Annotated in this window: 21 protein-coding genes; 6 read left to right on the top strand and 15 right to left on the bottom strand. The window is 64.8% G+C overall.

The window, feature by feature from the left end; genetic code table 11:
• Positions 1-18: 18 nt before the first annotated feature.
• Positions 19-1,449 carry an MFS transporter gene (locus tag ACEN9O_RS25205; RefSeq protein ID WP_495614537.1) on the bottom strand — a complete coding sequence of 477 codons (1,431 nt, stop codon included), beginning with the start codon at positions 1,447-1,449 and terminating at the stop codon, positions 19-21.
• A 78-nt stretch (positions 1,450-1,527) separates the two neighbouring features.
• On the opposite strand from ACEN9O_RS25205, the gene ACEN9O_RS25200 reads away from it, so the two are divergent.
• Positions 1,528-2,385 (top strand): LysR family transcriptional regulator, encoded by an 858-nt coding sequence (locus ACEN9O_RS25200; RefSeq protein ID WP_495614536.1) that lies wholly within the window; start codon positions 1,528-1,530, stop codon positions 2,383-2,385.
• Between the two features lie 11 nt (positions 2,386-2,396).
• Here the strand turns inward: ACEN9O_RS25200 and ACEN9O_RS25195 are convergent, their stop codons facing one another.
• On the bottom strand, positions 2,397-3,311 hold the full coding sequence (locus tag ACEN9O_RS25195; RefSeq protein WP_495614535.1) for a LysR family transcriptional regulator: 915 nt from the start codon (positions 3,309-3,311) through the stop codon (positions 2,397-2,399).
• Between the two features lie 140 nt (positions 3,312-3,451).
• On the opposite strand from ACEN9O_RS25195, the gene ACEN9O_RS25190 reads away from it, so the two are divergent.
• Together ACEN9O_RS25190 and ACEN9O_RS25185 are read left to right on the top strand one after the other, a co-directional pair.
• The gene (locus tag ACEN9O_RS25190) at positions 3,452-4,183 is read left to right on the top strand and encodes an SDR family NAD(P)-dependent oxidoreductase (protein WP_495614534.1); all 732 of its coding nucleotides are present in this window, start codon (positions 3,452-3,454) and stop codon (positions 4,181-4,183) included.
• A gap of 11 nt (positions 4,184-4,194) precedes the next feature.
• Positions 4,195-4,407: a 2-hydroxymuconate tautomerase family protein gene (locus ACEN9O_RS25185; RefSeq protein ID WP_495614533.1), complete on the top strand. Its 213-nt coding sequence runs from the start codon at positions 4,195-4,197 to the stop codon at positions 4,405-4,407.
• Positions 4,408-4,414: 7 nt separating this feature from the next.
• Here the strand turns inward: ACEN9O_RS25185 and ACEN9O_RS25180 are convergent, their stop codons facing one another.
• Both ACEN9O_RS25180 and ACEN9O_RS25175 read right to left on the bottom strand, forming a co-directional pair.
• Positions 4,415-5,080, bottom strand: a complete 666-nt coding sequence (locus ACEN9O_RS25180) for a Crp/Fnr family transcriptional regulator (RefSeq protein WP_495614532.1) — start codon at positions 5,078-5,080, stop codon at positions 4,415-4,417.
• Positions 5,077-5,796, bottom strand: coding sequence for a helix-turn-helix domain-containing protein (locus ACEN9O_RS25175; protein WP_495614531.1), 720 nt, complete (start codon positions 5,794-5,796; stop codon positions 5,077-5,079). Before ACEN9O_RS25175 ends, ACEN9O_RS25180 begins: the two co-directional genes overlap by 4 nt.
• 138 nt (positions 5,797-5,934) lie before the next feature.
• Between ACEN9O_RS25175 and ACEN9O_RS25170 the strand changes: the two genes are divergently transcribed.
• Positions 5,935-7,680, top strand: a complete 1,746-nt coding sequence (locus ACEN9O_RS25170; protein ID WP_495614530.1) for a putative bifunctional diguanylate cyclase/phosphodiesterase — start codon at positions 5,935-5,937, stop codon at positions 7,678-7,680.
• A gap of 3 nt (positions 7,681-7,683) precedes the next feature.
• On the opposite strand, the gene hmpA is transcribed toward ACEN9O_RS25170, so the two are convergent.
• The 3 genes from hmpA to ACEN9O_RS25155 form a co-directional block, all read right to left on the bottom strand.
• Positions 7,684-8,865 (bottom strand): NO-inducible flavohemoprotein, encoded by a 1,182-nt coding sequence (hmpA, locus tag ACEN9O_RS25165; protein ID WP_495614529.1) that lies wholly within the window; start codon positions 8,863-8,865, stop codon positions 7,684-7,686.
• Positions 8,866-8,916: 51 nt separating this feature from the next.
• Positions 8,917-11,187 carry a TonB-dependent receptor gene (locus ACEN9O_RS25160; protein WP_495614528.1) on the bottom strand — a complete coding sequence of 757 codons (2,271 nt, stop codon included), beginning with the start codon at positions 11,185-11,187 and terminating at the stop codon, positions 8,917-8,919.
• Between the two features lie 71 nt (positions 11,188-11,258).
• Entirely contained in the window at positions 11,259-11,615 is a 357-nt protein-coding gene (locus tag ACEN9O_RS25155) for a DUF2946 domain-containing protein (RefSeq protein WP_495614527.1), read from the bottom strand.
• An 88-nt stretch (positions 11,616-11,703) separates the two neighbouring features.
• Between ACEN9O_RS25155 and ACEN9O_RS25150 the strand changes: the two genes are divergently transcribed.
• A complete protein-coding gene (locus tag ACEN9O_RS25150) occupies positions 11,704-13,773 on the top strand; it encodes a TonB-dependent receptor family protein (protein ID WP_495614526.1) in 2,070 nt (689 codons plus the stop codon).
• A 2-nt stretch (positions 13,774-13,775) separates the two neighbouring features.
• On the opposite strand, the gene ACEN9O_RS25145 is transcribed toward ACEN9O_RS25150, so the two are convergent.
• On the bottom strand, positions 13,776-13,940 hold the full coding sequence (locus ACEN9O_RS25145) for a hypothetical protein (RefSeq protein WP_495614525.1): 165 nt from the start codon (positions 13,938-13,940) through the stop codon (positions 13,776-13,778).
• Positions 13,941-14,176: 236 nt separating this feature from the next.
• On the opposite strand from ACEN9O_RS25145, the gene ACEN9O_RS25140 reads away from it, so the two are divergent.
• On the top strand, positions 14,177-15,625 hold the full coding sequence (locus ACEN9O_RS25140) for a SulP family inorganic anion transporter (protein WP_495614524.1): 1,449 nt from the start codon (positions 14,177-14,179) through the stop codon (positions 15,623-15,625).
• Here ACEN9O_RS25140 and ACEN9O_RS25135 read toward each other — a convergent pair.
• The 7 genes from ACEN9O_RS25135 to ACEN9O_RS25105 all read right to left on the bottom strand — a co-directional run bounded on the left by ACEN9O_RS25135 (position 15,615) and on the right by ACEN9O_RS25105 (position 23,174).
• Complete coding sequence (locus tag ACEN9O_RS25135; protein ID WP_495614523.1) at positions 15,615-16,070, bottom strand: DUF29 domain-containing protein; 456 nt, start codon at positions 16,068-16,070, stop codon at positions 15,615-15,617. The two genes, ACEN9O_RS25140 and ACEN9O_RS25135, sit on opposite strands and share 11 nt — an antisense overlap.
• Positions 16,071-16,079: 9 nt before the next feature.
• Entirely contained in the window at positions 16,080-16,532 is a 453-nt protein-coding gene (locus ACEN9O_RS25130) for a DUF29 domain-containing protein (RefSeq protein WP_495614522.1), read from the bottom strand.
• A gap of 57 nt (positions 16,533-16,589) precedes the next feature.
• The gene (locus tag ACEN9O_RS25125) at positions 16,590-18,959 is read right to left on the bottom strand and encodes a hypothetical protein (RefSeq protein WP_495614521.1); all 2,370 of its coding nucleotides are present in this window, start codon (positions 18,957-18,959) and stop codon (positions 16,590-16,592) included.
• A complete protein-coding gene (locus tag ACEN9O_RS25120) occupies positions 18,956-19,687 on the bottom strand; it encodes a hypothetical protein (RefSeq protein ID WP_495614520.1) in 732 nt (243 codons plus the stop codon). The genes ACEN9O_RS25125 and ACEN9O_RS25120 overlap by 4 nt, the downstream gene beginning before the upstream one ends.
• Before the next feature lie 61 nt (positions 19,688-19,748).
• A complete protein-coding gene (locus ACEN9O_RS25115; RefSeq protein ID WP_495614519.1) occupies positions 19,749-21,188 on the bottom strand; it encodes a catalase in 1,440 nt (479 codons plus the stop codon).
• A gap of 75 nt (positions 21,189-21,263) precedes the next feature.
• The gene (locus tag ACEN9O_RS25110; RefSeq protein WP_495614518.1) at positions 21,264-22,589 is read right to left on the bottom strand and encodes a chloride channel protein; all 1,326 of its coding nucleotides are present in this window, start codon (positions 22,587-22,589) and stop codon (positions 21,264-21,266) included.
• 60 nt (positions 22,590-22,649) lie between these two features.
• Positions 22,650-23,174: an OmpA family protein gene (locus ACEN9O_RS25105; protein WP_495614517.1), complete on the bottom strand. Its 525-nt coding sequence runs from the start codon at positions 23,172-23,174 to the stop codon at positions 22,650-22,652.
• Positions 23,175-23,290 lie beyond the last annotated feature (116 nt).

The following is a 23,290-nucleotide window of genomic DNA, read 5'->3' as shown; positions in this document are numbered from 1 at the left end:
ACTGCCTGTCGCCGCCGTCTATCCAGGACAGTCCGCAACGGCTCGAAGCGGCGCCGGCGCCGGCCGGCGGATACACGCAAACGCCAGCAGCGCCGCCAACAACAGCAATGCGCTCGACACTGCCATCGCCAGCTGGATTCCGTTGATGATGTGGTGGTTGGCCAGTGCGGCACCGGCACCGGCGCCGGCCGCCACCAGCGCGCCGAAGATCGCCACGCCCACCGCGCCGCCCACCTGGCGCGCGGTGTTCAGCACCGCTGACGCCGTGCCGGCCTGGCGCCGCTCCACGCCGGACAGGATGGACGTGGTCATCGCCGGCACGGCCAGGCCCATGCCGGCCGGGATCAACGCCAGCCCGGGTAGCATCTGCAGGAAGGTGGCGTCGTTCGATATGCCGCACCAGCCCAGCAGCGCGTAGCCGCTGGCGCCGATCGCGGCGCCCAGTATCATCGGCGTGCGCAAGCCGGTGCGCGGCGCCATCCAGCCGCTGACGATGTTGGACAGGATGAAGGTGGCCGTCAGCGGCAGGAACACCAGCCCCGCGTGCAGCACGCTGAAGCCGCGTACTTTTTGCAGGTAAAAGCTGAGCACGAAGATCACGCCGTAATACGAAAAATTCATCAGCACGCCGAACAGCACCGCGCCGGAGAAAGGCGGGTTGCGGAACAGCGTCAACGGCAGCATGGGCGACTTGCTGCGCGCCTCGACGCGGAGGAACAGCGCGCCGGCCACCAGCGCCGCAACCAGCCCGCCGCGCACCATCCAGTGCGACCAGCCCAGGGATTCGAATTCGATGACGGCGCCGATAAACCCGGTCAGCGCGACGATGGCTAGCAGTTGCCCGGCCAGATCCAGCGAGCGATGCGGATCGCGGCCGGCTAACGCGGGCACCACGCGGCAGGTGAGCCAGAAGCCGGCCACGCAGATCGGGATATTGACCCAGAAGATGCTGCGCCAGCCCGCCACCGACAGCAGCAGGCCGCCCAGCACCGGCCCGGCCGCGATCGACATGCCGCCGGAGGCGGTCCACCAGGCGATGGCCTTGGCCAGCATGGCTTTGTCGTCGGCGTAGGTGGCGTTGAGGATGGCCAGCGAGCTTGGCACCAGCAGCGCGGCGCCGGCGCCTTGCAGCGCGCGGGCGATGTTGAGGGCGAGGGCGCCGGGCGCCATGGCGCACGCCAGCGAGGCAGCCGTGAACAGCGCGAAGCCGGTCAGGAAGGTGCGGCGCGAGCCGAACTTGTCGCCCAGCGCGCCGGCAGACAGCAGGAAGACAGCGAAGCCCAGCGTGTAGGCGTCCACCACCCACTGCAGGTCCGCCACGTCCGCGCCCAGCTCGCGGCCTATCTGCGGCAAGGCGACGTTGACGATGGTGACGTCCAGCTGGACGATGATGAAGGCGAAGCTGCAGGCGAGCAGGATGGCCGGGAAGGGTGTGCGGTCGGTTTTCATGACTGCACTATAGGACGGTTTGACTATTTCAAAAAATGAATAATAATGAAGCTATCTATCTCATTTTAAGAATTTACCATGGAGCTCTCCGCCCTGCGCATTTTTAAAGCGGTAGCCGAAGAGGGCAGCGTCACGCTGGCCGCCTCGCGGCTGAACCGCGTCCAGTCCAACGTGTCGGCGCGGCTGACGCAGCTGGAGGAGTCGCTGGGCGTGCCGCTGTTCCACCGCTCTGGCCGCAAGCTGCAGATCACCGTCGAGGGTTCGCGCCTGCTGGCCTATGCCGATCGCCTGCTGCAACTGGCGGAGGAGGCGCAGGCCGCCGTGCAGCCGGATCAAAAGCCGTCCGGCCAGCTGCGCATCGGATCGATGGAGACCACGGCGGCGGCGCGCCTGCCGCAGGTGCTGGCCGCCTTCAACCGCAAGCACCCGCAGGTGGACCTGATACTGGACACCGCGCCCACCGACCAGCTGCTGGACGGGGTCCTCAAGCACCGGCTGGACGTGGCGCTGGTGGCCGGCCCGGTGCCGCACGCCGAACTGGCGCAGCTGCCGGTGTTTGAGGAGGAACTGGTGCTGATCACCTGCCACGGCCATCCGCCGGTGAGGTCGCCGCGGGATCTGGCGCGGCGCAACCTGCTGGTGTTCCGTTCCGGCTGCACCTACCGGCGCCTGCTGGAAGCGTGGTTCGCCGAGGGCGGCCTGGCGCCGGCGCGGGTGTCGGAATTCGGCACCTTCGAAGCGATCATCGGCTGCGTGGCCGCCGGCATGGGCGTGGCGCTGATGCCGAAGGAAGTGCTTAACCAGCGCAAGCTGGCCAAGACCATACGCCAGCACGCGCTGCCGCCGCACATCGCCCGGGTCGAAACGCTGCTGGTCTGGCGCAAGGACGTGCTGCACCATCCGGCCCGCAGCGCCTTCGCGGACAGCCTGGCCTAGCCTGGCCTGGCCTAGCGGCGCGGCAGCTTCTCCACCAGGAAGTCGACAAAGGTGCGCACCCGCAGCGACAGGTGCCGCGCATGGGGATACAGCAGGATGAAGGGCCGCGACGTGCCGCCGTGTTGCGGCAGAAGTTCGACCAGGTCGCCGCGCGCCAGGTCCTGTTCGACGATGTAGCGGTAGGCCTGCACCAGACCCGCTCCCGCGCGCGCCAGCGTGACGATGCCCAGCATGTCCTCCGAGCAGCACAAGCCGCCGCTGGTCTGCATGTCGAACGGCGCGCCGTCCCGCATGAACTGCCACGGGATGCGTTTGCCGGTGCTGGGGAGTTCGAACTGTATGCATTCGTGCTGGTGCAGGTCCTCCAGCTTGCGTGGCTTGCCATGGCGCTTCAGGTAGGCGGGCGACGCGACCAGCACCAGTTCCGCATCCTCCAGCTTGCGCGCGATGAGGCTGGAATCGGCCGGCGCGCGGCCGCGTATCGCCAGGTCATAGCCCTCGTCGGCAAAGTCGATATTGCGGTTGCTGACGTGGATATCCAGCGTCACCTCCGGGTACTTCCTGCGGAACTCTCCCATCAAAGGCAGCAGGCGGTAGTGCGCGTAAGGCGTCGGCGCGCTGATGCGCAGGGCGCCGGCCGGCTTGGCCTGGCCGCCCGTGACCTGGCGCTCCGCCTCCGTCAGCTGCGACAACGCCTGCCGGCATTGTTCGAAGTAGGTGCGGCCGCCGTCCGTCAGGCGGATCTGGCGCGTGGTGCGCACGAACAGGCGCACGCCCAGCCGTTCCTCCAGCCGGGCGATGGAGCGGCTGACGGCGGCCGGCGTCACGCTGGCCGCTGTGGCGGCCGCGGTAAAGCTGCCCAGTTCCGCCGCAAAGCAGAACAGTTCTATGCTGCCCAACAGGACGTCGTCGAAATTGCGCTTCATACCGGCCTTATTGATTACATGATGTATCAATTATCTTGCATCGCTCCTCATTTATCAACGGCGAAGTCATAAGTATAGTGATCTGCATGGCGTCGCTGAACGCCACAACCAGAAACCAGAAACCCAAAAGGAGCATCATCATGAAAACAGTCATCGTCACCGGCGCATCGAGCGGCATCGGCTTCGCCATCGCAGAGGCTTACCTCAAACGCGGCTACAACGTGGTCGGCAACGCCCGCACGCTGGACCGCTTGCAGACCGCTGCCGCGCAGTGGGGCAACCCGGCCAACTTCCTGCCGGTGGCAGGTGATATTGCCGATCCGGCCACCGCCAGGGAATTGTTCGCGCGCGCCGTTGCGGCCTTCGGCAAGGTCGATGTCCTGATCAACAACGCGGGCATCTTCATCGCCAAGCCGGTCGCCGACTACACGCAGGAAGATGTGCAGGCCATCGTCAACACCAATCTGATGGGCTTCTTCTATCCATCGCAGGAGGCAGCGCGGCATATGAGCGCCAACCGCGCCGGCCATATCGTCACCATCACCGCCAGCCTGGCGTTGCAGCCGACCGTCAAGGTGCCGTCGCTGCTGCCCATCCTCATCAAGGGCGGCCTGAATAGCGCCACGCGCGGCCTGGCGCTGGAGCTGGCCGCTTCCAACGTCAAGGTCAACGCGGTGGCTCCCGGCATTATCGATACGCCGCTGCACGCCAAGGACGAGGGCACCCGCACATTTCTGAAGTCGCTGTCGCCGAGCGGCGAAATCGGCGGCGTGCAGGACGTGGTGGATGCGGTGCTGTACCTGACCGAATCCGGCTTCACCAGCGGCGTCGTGCTGCCGGTCGACGGCGGCACCACCGCTGGCACCTGGTAAGGGGGCATGCCATGCCATACGTGAATATCCGCGTGACCAGGGAAGGCGTGTCGGCAGCCCAGAAGCTGGAGCTGATCGAGGGCGTCACGGACCTGCTGACCCGCGTGCTGGACAAGGACCCGGCGACCACCTTCGTCATCATCGACGAAGTGGAGACCGACAACTGGGGCTTGAACCGCGAGAGCATCACCACCCGCAGGCGCCGTCCCAAGTCGGCGGTGTGACGCTGCGTCAGGCGGCTTGGGGGGCGATGGTCAGCGGCGCCCCGGCCGCCAGCTGTTCCAGCGCGGAGCGGGACAGTATGGTGAAGCCGCGCTGCCCCAGCGATATCCAGCCGCTGCGCTTGAGGGAGCTGAGCGTGCGGCTGACGGTGGCCGGGGTCAGGCCCAGGTAGTCGCTGATGTCCTGGCGCGACATCGGCAGCGGCGAGTGGGCTTCCAGCAGCGGCGCTTGCGGCGCTGGTCCCGCGCGCTGCAGCAGGAACATCACGATACGCTGGCTGGCGCCGGCGCTGCGCAGGATGGCGGCGGCCAGCTGCTGGCGGTCGATCTCGCGGCTCAGCATCGCGCTGAACAGATCGCAGCTGTACGGCTCCTCGTCCATCAACTCTGCCAGGTGGCGGTACTGCACCACGTCCACCTGGCAATCCGTCAATGCCAGCGCCGACGCGTGCCGATACTGCTCGCCTATCGTGTCGACGCCCAGCCAGTCGCCCGGACGGGAAAAGTCGATGATGCGCTGTACGCCGTCGTCACCGGGCTGGTACAGTTTCAGGTGGCCGCCGCGGACGAAATACAATTCGCCCAGCGCCTCGGTCCCCAAGCGGAACAGATGCTGGCCGCGCGCCAGTTGCACTTGGCTGCCAAGCTGGTACTGGGTCAGTTCCAGCGCGGTCATGATGCCACCATTGCCGCTTCCGGCGCGCTGCCGATGGCCATGCGGTGCAGCGCCGTCAGGTCCAGCAGCTTGATGTCCCTGCGCCGCAGTTCGAACAGGGCGCGCTGCCGGAACAACAGCAGCAGGCGGCTGACGCATTCGGCGGTCACGCCAAGGTAGCTGGCGATATCGCAGCGCGACATCGGCAACCGGAACTGCTCCGGCAGGTGGCCGTATTCGGCGTGGCGCTGCGACAGCGACAGCAGCAGGTCGGCCATGCGCTGCTCGGCCTGGGTATTGCGCAGCATGAGGGCGGCCCGCTGTTCGCGGCGGATCTCGCGGCTGAGCAGCGCGTGCAGGCTGGCGCGCATCACCGGGCGCCGGCGGCCCTCGAAGGCGTGGCGGTTCCAGTTGATGCTGCATACCTCGCTGTCTTCCAGCGCGATGACGGTGTTGGCGTGCCGCTGGCGGTCCAACGCGTCGAGGCCGAGGAAGTCCGGCGCCAGCGCGAAGCCGATGATCTGCGCCGGCTGCTGGGACGCGGCCCGCAAGACCTTGAAGCTGCCGGAGCGGATGTTGAAAATGTGATCGCTGACCGCGTCGCCGGCCTCGTAAAGGCTGGCGTGGCGGGCGATGCGTATGCGCTGGCTGGCGTCCCGGTTGCCGGCGGCGGCGCCCACGCATGTCATGCGATGCTCGCACTCGGCGCAATTGTTGCGTTCGATGGATGTGCTCATGAGTTTCTACTTCTCTTTTTTGGACGATTCGTTCATGGTAGTGACCCGCAACTGCAATTTCTTTGATCCAGATCAATTATTTTCTTGATGAGGATCAGTAACCTTCGCTAACTCCATTGTTAGTAACAAAGGTTAATCATGACTTCTTCCTTATGCGCCCGTTTGCCGGCGCGGGTCGCCACGCCCGACCCCGACGCTGACCCCGATGCGGCGCGGCGCCTGGCCGCCACCGTATTCGAAGCCGCGCAGGGCATGATGGTGACGGACGCGCGCGGCCGCATCGTGCGCGTCAACCGCGCCTTCGTCCGCATCACCGGCTACAGCAGCGAGGAGGTGGTGGGACAATCGCCGCGCCTGTTGAGCTCCGGGCGTCACATGGCGGACTTCTACGCCTCGATGTGGGCGGCCATCGCGCGTGACGGGCTTTGGGAAGGGGAGATCTGGAATCGCCGCAAGAACGGCGAGGTCTATCCCGAGCACCTGAGTATCACCGCCGTGCGCGACGCCAATGGCGCCATCACCAACTACGTCGCCGCGCTGACCGACATCACCCTCAGCAAGGCCGCCAACGATGAAATCCGCAGCCTGGCGTTCTACGATCCGTTGACGCGGCTGCCCAACCGCCGCCTGCTGCTGGACCGCTTGCGGCAAGTGCTGGCCGCCAGCACCCAACATGACCGCCACTGTGCGCTGATGTTCATCGACCTGGATAACTTCAAGACCTTGAACGACACGCTGGGGCACAACGTGGGCGACCTGCTGCTTTCGCAGGTGGCGGAGCGTCTGCAATCGAGCCTGCGCAAAGGCGACACCGTCGCGCGCCTGGGCGGCGATGAATTCGTGGTGCTGGTCGAAGGGCTGAACAGCGGCGCGCTGGAGGCGGCGGGCGAAGTTGAGTCGCTCGGCACCAAGATACTGGCGGCGTTGAACCGGCCATACCAACTGGGGCTGCATCATTGCCGCAGCACGCCGAGCATCGGCGTGACGCTGTTCCACAATGGCGAGCCGCCGCTGGCGGATGACCTGCTGATGCAGGCGGATATCGCCATGTACCAGGCCAAGCAGGCGGGTCGCAATGGCATGCGCTTCTTCGACCGGCAGATGCAGGAACGCATCAGCGAACGGGCGCAGATGGAAAGCGATTTGCGGCAAGCGATCGAGCGCTGCCAGTTCGTGCTGCATTACCAGGTGCAGGTCGACCAGCACGGCGAGGCGCGCGGCGCCGAGGCGCTGATACGCTGGATGCGTAGCGACGGCACAATGGTGTCGCCGTCCAGTTTCATCCCGCTGACCGAGGAAACCGGCTTGATACTGTCGATAGGCCACTGGGTGCTGGAGGCGGCATGCGCGCAGCTCAAGGCCTGGCAATCGGTGCCACGGATGGCGCATCTGGTCCTGGCGATCAACGTCAGCGCGCAGCAATTCCATCAGCCGGATTTCGAGCTGGAGGTGCGTACCGCGGTGGAGCGGCATGGCATCGATCCGCGCTTGCTGAAGCTGGAATTGACCGAGGGTGTGCTGCTGGAGAAGATCGAGGACACCATCGCCTGCATGCAGCAGCTGAAGGCGATCGGCGTGCGGTTTTCGCTGGACGATTTCGGCACCGGCTACTCATCGCTGCAATATCTGAAGCGCCTGCCGTTGAGTCAACTGAAGATAGACCAGTCCTTCGTGCGCGACCTGGTCAGCGACAGCAGCGACCAGGTCATCGTGCGCACCATTATTGCGATGGCCCGCAACCTGCAACTGGAGGTCATCGCCGAAGGCGTCGAGACGCAGGCGCAGCGCGCGCTGCTGGAGGAACTGGGCTGCCGGCGTTACCAGGGCTATCTGTACAGCCGCCCGGTGCCGGAGCCGCAGTTGCGCGCGTTGATCGGGGGATGAGGATCAGCCCAGTGCTTCGGCTGGACCGAAGAACTCGTAGTAGGTCTGCGATTGCGGCACGCCCAGTCCCAGCAGGTGCGACTTGATGGCCTTCATGAACGGCGTGGGGCCGAGGAAGTAGGCTTCGACGTCGCGCGTCTCCGGCAGCCATGCGTCCAGCTGCTGCTGGTTGATGTAGCCGGTGGCGTGCGGTTGCGGACCGCTGTCGTTGGCCGCTTCGTAGCAGTAGAAGCGTTGCAGCTGCGGGTGCTCCGCCGCCAGCGAGTCGATGTGGTCGCGGAAGGCATGCACGCTGGCGTGGCGCGCGGCGTGGATGAAATGGATGCGGCGGCCGGTGGTCAGCGCCGCCGTCAGCATTGCCAGCGTCGGCGTGATGCCGACACCGCCGCTGATCAGCACCAGCGGCTTGTCGCTGTCGGCCAGGGTGAAGTCGCCCGACGGCGGCACCAGTTGCAGGCTGTCGCCAACGCCGACGTGGTCGTGCAGGTGGTTGGACACCGCGCCGCCCGCCTCGCGCTTGACGCTGATGCGGTAGCTGCTGCCATTGCTGGCGGCGGACAGCGAGTACTGGCGACGCTGCTCCTCGCCGTTCACCTTGACCAGCAAGCCAATGTACTGACCCGGCGCATGCGCCACCACCTTGCCACCATCGGCGGGCTGCATGACGAAGGAGGTGACTTCGTCGCTTTCGGCCGTCTTCGAGACGACCTTGAATTCGCGGGTGCCGCTCCAGCCGCCTTCCGCCGCCTCATTCTTTTCGTAGATGCCTTGCTCGGCGCCGGCCAGGATATCGGCCAGCTGGCCGTAGGCCGCGCCCCATGCGTCGATGACGGCATCGGTGGCGACGTCGGCGCCCAGTACTTCGCGGATCGCCTTCAGCAGCGATGCGCCCACCATCGGATAGTGCTCGCGCTGGATCTGCAGCGAGACGTGCTTGTTGATGATGGTCGATACCAGGGGTCCCAGTTGCTCCAGCCGGTCGATATTCTTCGCATACATCAGCACCGCATTGGCCAGCGCGCGTTGCTGGTTGCCGTCAGCCTGGTTGGCCTGGTTGAAGATCGGCTTCACCTGCGGGAAGTCGCGGAACAGCGTCATGTAGAAATGACGGGTCAAGGTTTCGCCGCCTTGTTCCAGGATAGGGACGGTGGCGCTGATGATGGCTTTTTGTTCGGTGCTGAGCATTGTGCGATCCATAAGTGGTTTTTGATACAAAGAAGTATATCACATGTATCTTTATAGATCGAACCTCAGTTCAGCCACGTAGGTCCTTTGCGGATAGGGGTGGAAGTTCCAGTACTTGTAGTTGTTGAGGTTATCGATGCCGATCGCCGCGCTCCACTGCCGGTTGATGCGGTAGCGCGCGCGCACGTCGGTCGTGAAGTATTTGCTGGCGCCCATGTAGGCGTAGCCGTTGGCGTCCGTGTTATCCAGGGTCGAATACTGGCTGCCGCTGTAGCGCGCGGCCAGCGTCAGCGACAGCTGGTCGTTCATCGCGTAGCTGGCCACGCCGGTGGCGCGCCATTCCGGAATGCGCGGTTGCCACTTGCCCACGCTGTCCGGGAACTTGTCGTTGCGGGCGATCTTCGAATCGGTCCACGTTACGCTGGAACTCAGCGCCAGCCCGCGCACCCAGACATCGTCCGCCGTGTAGGCCGCTTCCATCCCTTTGGTGTTGATGCGGTCGACGTTCTGGATGGTGCTGACCGTCGATCCGGCCAGCACATTGGTCTGCGAGTACAGCGCATCCCTGGTACGTTCGCCGAAGGCGGTCAGGCGCAGCAGGCCGTTGGCGAGCCTGCGTTCCGCCGTCAGTTCGGTGGTCCAGGATTTTTCCGGCTTCAGGTTCGGGTCGTTGTTGATCAAGTCGCCGGCGGCGTTGATGCCGCCCTGGTAAAGCTCGGACACGGTCGGCATGCGCACGGCACGCCCCAGCGAGGCTTTCAACACCCAGTCGTCGCTGGCCTGGTATGCCAGCGCGGCTTTTGGCGACAGGTGGTTCCCGCTGCGCTCCGGGTGTGGCCTGGTGACGGTGCGGTTGGTGGTGGCGCCGTCATGTGCGCTCCAGCGCTCGTAGCGCATGCCCAGCACCGTCTTCCAGCGGGGCGCGAACTTCCAGCTGTCCTGCGCATACAGGCTGTTGGTTTCGGTCTTGCCGGTGAAGGCGGAATTGACAGCGCCGGGCGCGCCTTCGATCCAGTTGCTGGTGGCGTTTTCGACGGTGGAGAGTTTATAGGCTTCGCGCTGGTAGCCGAATTCCGTTACGTGGGCCGGATTGGGGCGCCATACGCCCTTGACGGACAATGTGTTCCAGCCAGTGCCGCCCTGGTTGACGATGCGGCCCGCGCCGCCGGCCAGCGCGGCCGGCACGTCGACGGTGGCGGCGCGCAGCACGTCCTTGTCGTAGTCGTACAGGCTGGCCGCCACCTCCCAGTCGAACACGCCCCGGGTGTTGGACTTGACGGTCAGGCCGTGCATCACATGCTGGATATTTTCGTTCGACAGATTGAAGTCCGTCGGTGCCAGCGTGTAGCTGCGGCCCGCGATGTTGACGGCGCCGCTGTAGACCGGGCGCCCGGCAGCGTCGCGCAGATAGGTGTCCGGGCGTCCCTCGGCGTCGTTGCGCCATACGCCGAAGGTGTAGGTGGCGCGCAAGGTCGGTGAGATGTCGTAGGCCAGTCTTCCTTTGAACTGGTCCTGCACCGTGTGGTACTGGGTGGCGGTGCCGAGGATCAGCCAGTCCTTGTTGCTGCGGTCCAGGCCAGCCACCGCGCCGGTGACGACGATGCCCGCGTTGCCTGGCTTGCCGGCGCCGGGCGCCTTGGTCGGGAAGGTCAGCGGCTGGCCGTCGCTGTCGGTGCGGTTGACGTCCACATACCACGACCAGCCGCCGTGGCGATCGCCCAGCGCGATGCTGGCCTGCTTGCCCTGGTAACTGGTGCTGGTGTTATACAGCTCGAAGGGCTGGTGCGTCAGCGTCAGCTTGGCGTGGGCTTCGAATTTGGCCGGCATGCGGGTCACGTAATCGACCACCGCACCAACCGAGTTGCCGCCGTACGCTGCGGAGAAGGGACCATACAGCACGTCGACGCGTTCGATCTGCTCCGGGCTGACCATGCCCCAGCGGGGCGCGAAAGTGGCGCCGTTGCCCAGGTAGTTGGACAGCAGGATGCCGTCGGCGTACACCATCGAGCGCGCGCTGTTGCCGGTGCCGGAGGCGCGGGTGGACAGCACGGCGTGGTTGTAGTCGCCGATGTAGCGCTTGCGCACCAGCAGGCTGGGAAGGTATTTTAAGGCGTCTTCGGCGTCGGTGGCGTTGATGGTGCGTTCGATTTCGGCCTGGGTGATGCCTTCGATCGTGGTTGGGATCTGGGTTGGCAGCGAGGTCGGACGGCTGCCGATGACGGTCACGGTGCCCAGTTGATGGATGGGCGCGTCCTGCGCGCAGGCGAAGGTGGAGAAGGCGGCAAGCAGCGCCAGCGCCAGTGCAGACATGGTCGGTTTCATGGTGTTCCTGATGTGGGGATGACGACCGCCGACCGCGCGCAAGGGGGCGGGTGGCGGCAAGTAAGGCTGAATCAGGAACGGGCGGGTGGTCCGCGAGGGTTGGCGGCGCTCCAGCTGTGCAGAGGCCCTGGTGCGCTGTAGAACAGCGGCGGGTAGTAGTCATGGCCGCCGATCACGGCGAAGCTGGCGACGGCTTGCGGCAGCAGCCCGAAACTGCCGCCATGGGTGGCGCAATACGGGCAGTGTTCCATGGCGTGGCCGGCCGGGGCGGGGGACTTCTTGACGTTGCCGACCGAGCAGATTTCGACGTAGCCATACGGCGAGGCCGGCGTCAAAGCGCGCGACACCGACGGCGCAAGCGCACTGAACAGGACGGCCAGCATGGCGATCCAGATGTGCAGCGTTCGGCGTTTCGCAAGTTTGAACATGGCGGAGATTATAGCAAATCCTTATGCTTACATTTGAGAATGAGAAGTGTTATCATTTGCGTTGTTGATACACCTCCGCGCTTACATCATGCTGCTGACCACCATTCCGTTTAAACGTACCCTGATCTCCGTTGCAACCTCCTTGCTGGCCATGCCGTCCCATGCGCAGGAGGCCGCCGCGCCGATGGAGTCGATCCAGGTCTCGGGCAGCTGGCTGGGGTCGGGCTTGCAGAACAGCGTCAAGAACTTCGCCGGCGCGCGCACCGTGCTGAAGAAAGAAGACATCGACAACACCGGCGCCGCCGATATCGGCGACGTCATGCGCCGTATTCCGGGCGTGCAGTCCACCGACAACTCCGGCACCGCCGGCAGCGCCATCTCGCTCAACATCGGCGTGCGCGGCCTGGCGGGACGCTATTCGCCGCGCTCGACGGTGCTGCTGGACGGGATACCGCTGGCGGTGGCGCCGTACGGCCAGCCGCAGCTGTCGTTTGCACCGGTCAGCCTGAACAACATCGAATCGATCGACGTGGTGCGCGGCGGCGGCGCGGTGCGCTACGGTCCGCAGAACGTCGGCGGCATCATCAACTTCCGCAGCCGTTCGATTCCCGATACGGCGGGCGTCAGCGGCGACGCCTCGTTCCGCTACAACGACTTCAACAACGGCGGCCAGAACCGCCAGTACAGCGCCTTCGTCGGCAGCCAGAACGAGAGCGGCCTGGGCGTGGCGGTGCTGTATTCGGGCATGGCCGGCACCGAATGGCGCGCCGGCAGCGATGAGAAGGTCAACGACCTGGCGCTGAAGTTCCGCTATCGACTGAACCCGCATAGCGAGCTCAACGCCAAACTGTCCTACTACGAGGTGAATTCGCGCACGCCGGGCGGGTTGACGGTGGCGCAGTACAACGCCGACCCGTTCCAGAACACGCGGCCCACCGACTTCTGGAGCGGAGACCGCCGCAGTGCCGACGTCGGCTACCTGAACACCTTGTCGGCCACGCAGGAGGTTGAAGTCAAGGCCTACTACAGCGACAGCTTCCGTCAAAGCGCGTTGATCAACGCGGCCAGGACGCAGCTGACCAGGCAGCCGCGCAACTACGAAGTGCTGGGCATCGAACCGCGCTACACGCAGCGCTTCGCCACCGGCGGCCTGACGCACGACGTCACGGCCGGCTACCGCTACCTGCGCGAACGGGGCGACGACAACAACTACATCCAGACCTTGAAGACCGGCGTCAACGGCGCGGTGACGACCTTTGCCAACAGCACCGATGCGCATGCCGTGTACGTCGACGACCGCATCGCGCTGGGTGCGTGGCGCATCACGCCGGGCCTGCGATACGAGCACATCAAGTCGGAACGTCAGGACATCAGCGCCAGGTCGGTCTTCGAGACCGACAACAACAAAGCCCTGCCGTCGTTGAACGTGGCCTACCTGGTGAACCGCGCATTGACCGTGTTTGCCAATTACACCACCTCCTTTGGTCCCGTGCAGAACACCCAGCTCAATTCGCAGACCAGCAGCAATCCGTTGAAACCGGAACTGGCCAGGACGGCCGAGCTGGGCGCGCGCTGGAAGACTGGCGCGGTCAACGCTGAAGTCACCGCCTTCAAGCTCAAGTTCGACAACCAGATCCTGCAAGTGCCGGGCACGACGCCCGCCGTGTTCCGCAACCTGGGCGCGACCAACCACGACGGCATCGAGACGGCGGCCGACTATAGCTTTGACGACGCTGGCGCGCTGGCCGGCCTGAACGTCTACGCCAACTACACCTACACCAGGGCGATCCAGGATTCGGGCGAGACGGCCGGCCTGGACGTGCCGTTCTATTCGCGCAACACCGACACGCTGGGCGCGCGCTATCGTGCCGGTGCCTGGACGGCCAATCTGTCGACCACGCACCAAAGCAAGCAGTATTCGGACACGGCCAACACCGTGCCGGAGGCGGCGAACGGCAGTAACGGCGTCGTGCCGGGCTTTCGTCTGTGGAATGTGCAGTTAAGCTGGAAATTGCCGGGCAAGCCGGCTTATGAGGTGATGGCCGGTATTAACAATCTCGCCGACAAGCGTTATTACACGCGCAACGTCGACGGCAACGCCGGCCGCATGGTGGGTACGCCGCGCATGGCATACATGCAATTGCGCGCCGCTTTTTGAGCTTAGTGCAGCACTCGCGGCGCGGGTTGCATGCTGAAGCCGGTGTAGTCCATGCGCAGCGGCAAAGGCAAGGCCTCGGCCTGATCCAGTTTGCGCTGCACCAATTTATGCCAGGCGCTGGCCCAGCGGGCCGCCAGTTGGGACTCCTCCGCTGAACGCGCACACAACGTCCTTTCCACGGCTATTTTCTGTCTGTGCAGGGCGTAGGTGGCAGATATCAGAGTAGTCATGATGGCGGTGACGCTGGCTAGGGTTATTTGCATAGTATGCCATGCCATTTTGCCCGGCTCGGTCACGATTGAATGTGCGCCATTTCACCCATGAGGACGAGAAATCCAATATGGACGTGTAAAATACGGCCTCTGTTGCGTTTTTGCATCACTTATGGCTTCAACTTCTTTGCATGCGGACAACTAATCTTTCCCGGAACGTCTTGGCGGGCTTGACCACGTCGTTCGCGCTCGTTCCAGAATGCATCGCTTTCGCGCTGGTCGCGCAGCTCAATCCATTGGCCGGCCTGTACGGCGCTTTCTTCATTTGCACCATCACCGCGGTATTCGGCGGGCGTCCCGGCATGATTTCCGGCGCCGCCGGATCGATGGCGGTGGTGATCGTGGCGCTGGTCGCGCGCCATGGCATGCAGTATTTTCTGGCGACGGTCGTGCTGAGCGGGCTCATCATGCTGTTGTTTGGCTTGCTGCGGCTGGGGAAGCTGGTCAGCCTCGTGCCGCATCCGGTGATGCTGGGCTTCGTCAACGGCCTGGCGATCGTGATCGCCTGGTCGCAGTTGCAGCACTTTAAGGTCGGTGGGCAATGGATGCAAGGCGAGGCGCTGATGTGGATGTGCGGCCTGGTGGCGCTGACCATGCTGATCGTCCACCTGCTGCCGCGCGTGACCAAGGCGCTGCCGCCGGCGCTGGTCGCCATCGTTGGCGTTGGCGTGGTGGCGCAGCTGCTGCATCTGCCGGCGCGCACGCTGGGCGACATGGCGCATATCGCCGGCGGGCTGCCGGCCTGGCAGATCCCCGCTGTGCCGATGACCATGGAGACCCTGCACATCGTGCTGCCGTATGCCGTGCTGATGGCCCTGGTCGGCCTGCTGGAAACCCTGCTGACCTTCAACCTGACCGACGAAATCACGGAAACGCGCGGCCTGCCGGACCGCGAATGTGTGGCGCTGGGCGCGGCCAATGTGGTGTCCGGCCTGTTCGGCGGCATGGGCGGTTGCGCGATGATAGGCCAGACCATGATCAACCTGAGCTCAGGCGGCCGCACGCGGGTGTCCGGCGCCGTCGCAGGGATAATGATTTTACTGTTTATACTGTTTCTGTCGCCGCTGATCGAACGCATTCCGCTGGCGGCGCTGGTGGGCGTGATGTTCGTGGTGTCGCAGCAGACCTTTGCCTGGGGTTCGCTGCGGGTGCTGGGCAAGGTGCCGCGCCATGACGCCTTGCTGATCGTGCTGGTCACCGCCATCACGGTGGCCACCGATCTGGCCGTGGCGGTGCTGTGCGGGATAGTGATCGCGGCGCTCAGTTTCGCCTGGCGCCACGCGCGCGACATTCGCGCCGACATCGTCCAGGGCGCTGACGGTGTGCGGCGATACACCCCGCACGGTACCTTGTTCTTTGCCTCGATCGCGCACTTCAATGAGCTGTTCGACGTGCAGGACGACCCGCAAACAGTGGTACTGGATTGCCGCCATCTGCGGCTGGTCGATCATTCGGCGGTGGTGGCGGTGTCCACACTGCGCGAGCGGTATGCGAAGGCGGGCAAGGTTCTGCAGGTCCAGCACCTGTCGCAGCGCTGCGAGCAGCTGCTGCAGCGCGCCGGCGTTGCGGTTATGGCGTGAAGTCCTGATCGAGTATCTGATCGACGGAAAACGGATTTTGCGACGGGAAGATAGTGGCCGGCAGTCCGGTTTCCGCAGATGCCAGTTTGACGGCGATTGGGTAGCCCTGTTCCACATACTCCGGCAGCGATGCGCGCAAGCTCGGACTGTCTTCCAGCAGCAATGCCAGACGTTCCCGCTGCTCGATCAATGTGGCGCGCCATTTATTTTGAAGATGCTCGGGCTGATATCGGCATTTGAGCAGGTGCATGATCAGCACGCGCAGCCGATTCTTCAGCGCTCTTATTTCTCTCTTCTTCATGTCGTCGAGCTCCGCAACCAGGTTTCCGGTGTCCAGCTCGGAGAATCTGCGATCCAGCAGCAGTTGGATTTGTGCATCTCTCCACAGCGCCATGTCGTCGTCGTAGCTCGGGTGCTTGCGGGATTGGACCAGTGTCTGCATCATGGCCTCCCTTTACGGTGTGAAGTCCTGGTCCAGCAGCTGCTCGATGGAATAGGGCAGGCTGGACGGAAAGTCTTCCTCGCTTAAACCGGTCTCTTCGGCTGCACGGCGGCGGGCGATGGGGTAGCACTCCACGGAAAATTGCGGGACCTGCTTGCGCATGCTGGGACTGGTCTTCAGCAATCGCGAGATGCGGTAGCGTTGCTCGATCAACGTGGAGCGCCACTTGTTTTGCGGATAATCCTTTTGATACTGGCACTTGAGCAGGTGCATGACGAGTACCGTCAACCGGCTGTCCAGCTCGTGCTCGTATTGTTTTTTCATGCCGTCGAGCTCCTCGACCAGGTGCTCCAAGTCCAGCTCGGAGAACCTGCGATCCAGCAGCAGTTGGACTTGTGCGTCTATCCACAGCGCCAGATCGTCGTCGTAGCTCGGATGTTTGCGGGATTGGACCAGGGTTTGCATGGCGCGCCTCCAGATTCGTCAGGCTAATCCTATGCCTGTTCCCGCGTTTGATTCCACTCAATAGAAATACGGTGTCTTGCGTGCCCACTCGTTGTTCTTGTAGCGCTTGTGCAGCAAGGTGAAGGCGCTTTTCGACAGGACCTTGGCATCGGCGTCCAGGCAGCCGCCGCGTGTCGATTGCACCGTCACATACAGCAGCCACGGCAGTTCCGGATCTTTGGGCACGGCGGTGGCGCGCTGCATGACGAAATCGCCGAGGTAGCCGGTGGCCGTCTTCAGGCCGGACAACTGCGCCAGCTCCTTGTCGCGCGCGGCGGCGTTGCCAAGTTCCGGCATCGGCGGCGCGTGTTCGGCCTCGGTGTTTTCGCCGTAGCTTTCGCCCGCCCTGGCCGGCACCTTGCACCACATGTCGGCCAGGGTGTCGTCCGGCGCGCGCACGGCGATGTCGGCGCTGGGGTAGCTGTACATCGGCGACAGGCCGTACTTCAAGGCGTTCACCAGCATCCAGGAATGGCGCTCCGGCGTGCCCGCCAGCTTGCGGTACTTCTGCATCACCTCCGTCAGTGCCGGCGCGTTCTGTTCGATCTGCAGGGCGGCGGCCAGCGCTGCCTCGTCCTGGCCCAGCAGGTCGGCGCGCATCCAGGTGGAGACGGCGATCTGCACGCGCAAGGCTTTCGGCAGTTTGGGATTCGCGGCCAGCGCGGACAGGTCGGCGGTGGACAGGCCGCTGTTGAGCCAACGGGTGCCGTCGGCGGCGATGTCCGTGCGGGCAGAGGCCGTGCCGGCTTCTTCGCTGGCCTTGAGTTCTCCGGTATCGGGATCGAGATCGCGGCTCGATGCGCGCAGCAGATAGTTGGCGGCGTCCGCCGGCGACGATGCCACCGCAAAGCGCTCTTGCAGGAACTGGTTGCGCGCGCTGGTGGAGTTGTTGGTCGCCAGCGCGGTGCCGGTCAACACCGCGTCGGCGATGGCGCGGGCCTTGTCGGCCTGCTTGCTGACGCGGTAGTGGCGGGTCAGCGCGTAGCGCATGGTCAGGTATTCGGGGGCCGTGGCCGGCGCTTGCAACGCGGCTTTTTCCAGTTCCGGCGTCATCTTCTCGGACAGCAGCACCGCCGCCAGCAGCCACACGCGCGCCTGTGCCTTGTTTCCTTCCTTGGCGTAGCGGTTCCACAGGTCGACCGCGTGTGTGCGTTCCGCCGCGCAGCCAGGCTTGGCCTGGTACTCCTGGCACTGCTGGACGGTCTGCATCCAGTCGATAAAGCCGGTGCCGCTGCGCAGGGCGGCGCGGGTGTCGGCTTGGTCGGCGACCGGCGCTTGCAGCAGGTCGTTGGCCAGCACGCGCCAGTCGCCCAGATGGTCGTCCAGGTAGGGATTGGCGCGCGGGTCTTCCAGCAGCTTGCTCAGTTCCGCGAAGCGCTGCGTTGGCGTCAGCCGCACTTGCATGCTGCGCACGATGGCGCGGCTGGCTTCGTGCAGCGGCGACAGCCCGGGATTGGCGAGGATATGGTCGGCGCTGGCTTGGATGGAGGCCAGCTTCTTCTGCGCCGCCGCCAGACGTACCGCGGCGGCGGCCGGTCCTTCGCGTCGGGCGTCGAGCCGCTCCTGCCAGGCTGCCTGCTCGGAATTGGGCCCCGGCACAAACACGGCGGCGCGCGCCTGCGAGCGCAGGCTCAGATACTCGCCCCACTGGCGCAGCGGATGCTTGTCGGTGGCGCCGATCCTGGCGAACAGACTGCCGCTCAGCGCATAGTTCTCGCCATAGAAGGCGGCCGACGCCAGCTGGTACTGCTGCATCTGGCGCCAGTACAGCGCCTCCGTGGCCGGCAGTTCCACCGGCGCCGGGATGACGCGCTTGGTGCCATCGAAGCGATTGTGCGGCGCTTCCGCATCGTCGCCGCAGAACTTGAAGACCTGGTGCTGCGTCGTCACCCACGCGTTCAGGCGGGCCGGCGTGGCGTCGCTGCGGCGCGAAAGTTCGTTCAGCGTGGCGGTGGCGAAGGTGTAGCTGCCCAGCGGGCATTCCAGATAACCGTTGGCCAGGCTGTCGTCATCCTTGGGCGCGACCGGCGCCCGCTTCAACGCGCCGTTGACGGCCGCCTGCCACGCGCCATAGACCTTCTTGCCTTCGGCTGCATCGATCCAGCCGCCATTGCGGCTGCCGATCGCGCGCAGCAGGCCGCCTTGCGGATTCGGCGCCGCTTTTAAACCGTCCGCGCCGAGCAGCACGCTGCGCCAAGCGGAGTACAGGTACATCCGCTCGTAGCTCGGCATCACGATACCCAGCTCACCGCCCTGATAGCGATTCAGCGCGATATCGGGCCCGCTGCGGTTGACATAGGAGTCCCACGGGCCGCCGCTGCTGGCGCCGGCGTTGGCGCAGGCAAGCAACGCGGTGGTGATGGCGAGTGGACGAAGTAGTCGGGTCATGGAGAGCTCCTTGAAAGCGGCGACAGGTCCGCGCCGCCTCGCTTCCACGCGTGGCGGTCGAACCAATAGGTTTTGCGATAGCGGGCCGCGACTTGCGGCGTGAACGGTTCTTGCGGCGAGAATCCGGCGCTGTCTGCGCGGCAGCTGGCGTGCAGCGTGGCGGGCGAGTGTTCGATGATGTCGCGCAGGCTGGCGCTGTCCCTGCCCATGCGGAAGAACATCGGCACCACCTCGTCGGCGGCCAATCCGTCCAGCCAGGCCGGCGAGCGGCACCACCATGCCAGCGCGGTCACACTGAGTTTGATCCGCGTCGGCAGCGCGGCGCGCAGCTGCGTGACCAATGAGCGATAGAACTCGCGTTGCGAGGGCTTGGCTTCCATGTCCAGCTGCACCCAGCCGGAGGTGCTGGCGGCGGCCGAGTTGAGCAGCGCCCGCACGATCATCGCGCGGCTGGCCTCAATATCCTGCGGCGGATTGACGGTGCTGACTTCCACGTGCAGCACCGGCGTAACCCGCGTGGCGGCGGGCATCGCGGGCTGGCGCATGCGCGGACGGGTGCGGGCGGTGTCGCCGGTCAGCAGGATGTGACGATGCAGGACTGCCGCTTCCGGTGTCGACCATGCGGGCAGCAGGGCCTCGTCCCACAGCCAGGCGACGGCCTGCGCGCGGACGGCGCAGTGGCATAGCAGCAGGGCGCTCAGGGCCAGGCGGAATAGAAGGGAGGGCATCGGAAAACGGGGCGACAAGGTGCCCCATTTTACCGATGTTTATTATTTCCGCAAGATTGTTCTATTTGCCTTCAAGCGCGGCGATCGCCGCCGCCACGCCCGCGCCGTAAGCCGGATCGGCCTGGGTGCAGTTGTAGATGTGACGTTCCTGCACCGGCTTCGATACGCCGTGGATGGCGCGCGCCGTGTTCTCGAACAGCAGCTGCTTCTTCTCGGCCGTCATGAGGCGGAACAGATTGCCCGGCTGCGAGTAGTAGTCGGTGTCGACGCGGTGGTCCCAGTGGCCCGCCGCGCCTTCCAGCGACAGCGGCGGTTCGGCGAACTGCGATTGCTGCACCCATTCGCCTCGGCTGTTCGGCTCATACGAGGTGCCGGCGCCGTGATTGCCGTCGGTGCGCATGGCGCCGTCGCGATGGTAGCTGTGGAACGGGCACTTGGGCGCGTTGACCGGAATCGCGTGATGGTTCACACCCAGGCGGTAGCGGGCCGCGTCGCCATACGAGAACAGGCGCGATTGCAGCATCTTGTCCGGCGAGAAGCTGATGCCGGGGACCACGTTGGCCGGCGAGAAGGCCGACTGCTCGACTTCCGCAAAATAGTTTTCGGGATTGCGGTTCAGTTCCAGCACGCCGACGTCGATCAGCGGGTAATCCTTGTGCGGCCAGACCTTGGTCAGGTCGAACGGGTTGTACGGCACCTTGGAGGCTTCGGCTTCCGGCATGATCTGCACCGCCAGCTTCCAGCGCGGGAAGTTCTTGTTTTCGATGGCGTCGAACAGGTCGCGCTGCGAGCTTTCGCGGTCGCGGCCCACCACCTCGGTGGCCTCGGCGTCGCTGAAGTTGGCGATGCCTTGCTGGCAGACGAAGTGAAACTTGACCCAGAAGCGTTCATTGGCGGGGCTGATGAAGCTGAAGGTGTGGCTGCCGAAGCCGTGCATGTTGCGGTAGCCCTTGGGGATGCCGCGGTCGCTCATGACGATGGTGATCTGGTGCAGGGCTTCCGGCAGCAGGGTCCAGAAGTCCCAGTTGTTCTCGGCGCTGCGCAGGTTGGTCTTCGGATCGCGCTTGACGACGTGGTTCAGGTCCGGGAACTTGAGCGGATCGCGGAAGAAGAACACCGGCGTGTTGTTGCCGACCACGTCCCAGTTGCCTTGCTCGGTGTAGAACTTGACGGCGAAGCCGCGGATATCGCGTTCCGCGTCGGCCGCGCCACGCTCGCCGGCCACGGTGGAGAAACGCATGAAGATATCGGTCTTCTTGCCGATCTCGGAGAACAGCGTCGCGCGCGTGTACTTGCTGATGTCGTGGGTGACGGTGAAGGTGCCGAACGCGCCGGAGCCCTTGGCGTGCATGCGGCGCTCAGGAATCACCTCGCGCGCGAAGTGGGCCAGCTTTTCCAGGTGCCACACATCCTGCAGCAGCACCGGGCCGTGGGGGCCGGCGGTCTGGGTGTTCTGGTTGTCGACGACTGGTGCGCCGGCTGCCGTAGTCAAGTTCTTCATAAGGTTCCTTCAACGGTGGTTGGGGTGAATGGAAACTTGCAGCTTAACGAACTATGGCGGGTTACACAGCTCCCTTTAGAGAGAGTGCGCCGGGGGCAGGCGTTGCATTTGCACCTGGGCCAGGTTCGCATACAAAGGGGGACTCAATACGCGGGAAACGGTGCGGGCCACCATGGCGCAAGCCATCAGGCTGAGTACCATTTCGTGGCCGTCCACCATCTCCATGACGATGATAAACGAAGTCAGCGGTGCCTGAGTCGCCGCCGCCAGGAAGCCCACCATGCCCAGCGCGATCAGCGCGCTGGCCTGCGGATAGTGCAGGAACTGGGCGACGTCGTTGCCCAGCGCGGCGCCGATCGACAGCGACGGCGCGAAGATGCCGGCCGGTACGCCGGACCAGGCGGTCAGCCAGGTGGCGACAAACTTGAAAAAGAAGAAGATGGCGGGCGTATGGTCGGAACCGGCCAGCATGTCGCGCGTGTGGCTGTAGCCGCTGCCGAACACGGCGCCGCCCGACTGCAGGCCGATGAGCGCCACCGCCAGCCCGCAGGCGCCGGCAAACAACATCGGCCGGCGCAGCCGCAGCCGGCTGAACCAGTCGGGCGAGTTGCCGCTCAGCGAGGTCAGCAACAAGCGCGAGAACAGGCCGCCGGCCAGGCCGCTCAGCAGCGTCACGAGCAGGCCGGGCAGCACCAGCGAGAGGTCGATGCCGGCGGCGTGGATCATGCCGAAGTAGGTGGCGTTGCCGTTGACCGACACCGCCATCAGGCCGGCCAGCACGATGGCCGCCATCAACAGACCGCTGCTGCGTTGTTCCGGTGTACGCGACAACTCCTCGATGGCGAACATGACGCCGGCCAGAGGGGTGTTGAAAGCAGCCGCGATGCCGGCCGCGCCGCCCGCCACCAGCAAGCCGTGGCTGCTGACGGCGCTGCGTTCGGGCAGCCAGCGGCGGGCCGCCAGCATGACGCCGGCCGCCACCTGCACCGATGGCCCCTCGCGGCCGAGCGACAAACCGGCCAGGAAACCGGCCGCCGTCAAGACCACCTTGGCCGCGCTCAGCCGCAGCGAGACGAAGACGCCGGTCTGGCCGGGGGCGACGGCCGGCTCCAGCGCGGCCATCACCTGCGGAATGCCGGAGCCGCCGGCGCCAGCCATGTAGCGCCGAGTGATCCATGCGATGGCCACGGTGGCCAGCGGGGTCCAGACCAGCGGCGCCCACCAGTACAGGGCGCACAGCGCCAGGAATTGTTCGAAGGCGTGCTCGGACAGCCAGGTAAAACCCACCACCACCAGGCCGGCGACGGCGGCGAACGCTACCACCAGGCTGCGCGCGCCCCAGACCCGCCAGTCACTGAATTCCTTGCGGAAGGCCCTGCGGATATTGTGTTTGGTATGCATAGCTTAAACCGGCCGCTCAATAAAAAACGCCCGGCTTGCGGCCGGGCGTTTGTGGAGCGATTACTTGCTTGGGTAGACGATGTCTGCGCGACGGTTTTGTGCGCGGGAGGCGTCGTCGCTGCCGGTGGCTTTTTCTTTACCGTAGCTGATGGCTTCCATCTGGCCGTCTTTCACGCCTTGTACTTTCAGGGCGGTGATCACGGCTTGAGCGCGCTTCTGACCCAGGGCCAGGTTGTACTCGGCGCCGCCGCGTACGTCGGTGTTGCCTTCGACTTTGATCGACACGTTAGGATTGGCCGACAGGAACTTGCCGTGATCGGCAACCAGGGCGTTGAACTCAGGCTTGACGGTGTACTTGTCGAAGTCGAAGAAAACGCTGCGGTTTTTGTAGATCGAGCTGTTTGGGTCCAGGTAGGCTGGCAGCGACACGGCGACTGGCGCGGCCACTGGTGCTGGTGCCGGTGCCGGCGCAGCCTTGACTGGCTCAGGAGCCGGTGCTGGGGCGACGACTGGGGCTGGGGTGCTGCAAGCGCTCAGAACAGCCAGTGCGCAGGATGCCAGCAGGAATTTTTGTTGTGCTTTCATGGAAATGCTCCCGAAATGGTTCAGTTTTTTGGACGTGCATGGGGTGTGAGGCCTGGACACCAGCCGCGACCGACATTATATAAGGGTTTCCCTCAGAAAAATTGGCTTGATGCATT

Source organism: Duganella sp. Dugasp78, assembly GCF_059491455.1.
The sequence above is the reverse complement of the archived record's forward strand: the minus strand, read 5'-3'. Positions and strand labels throughout refer to the sequence as shown.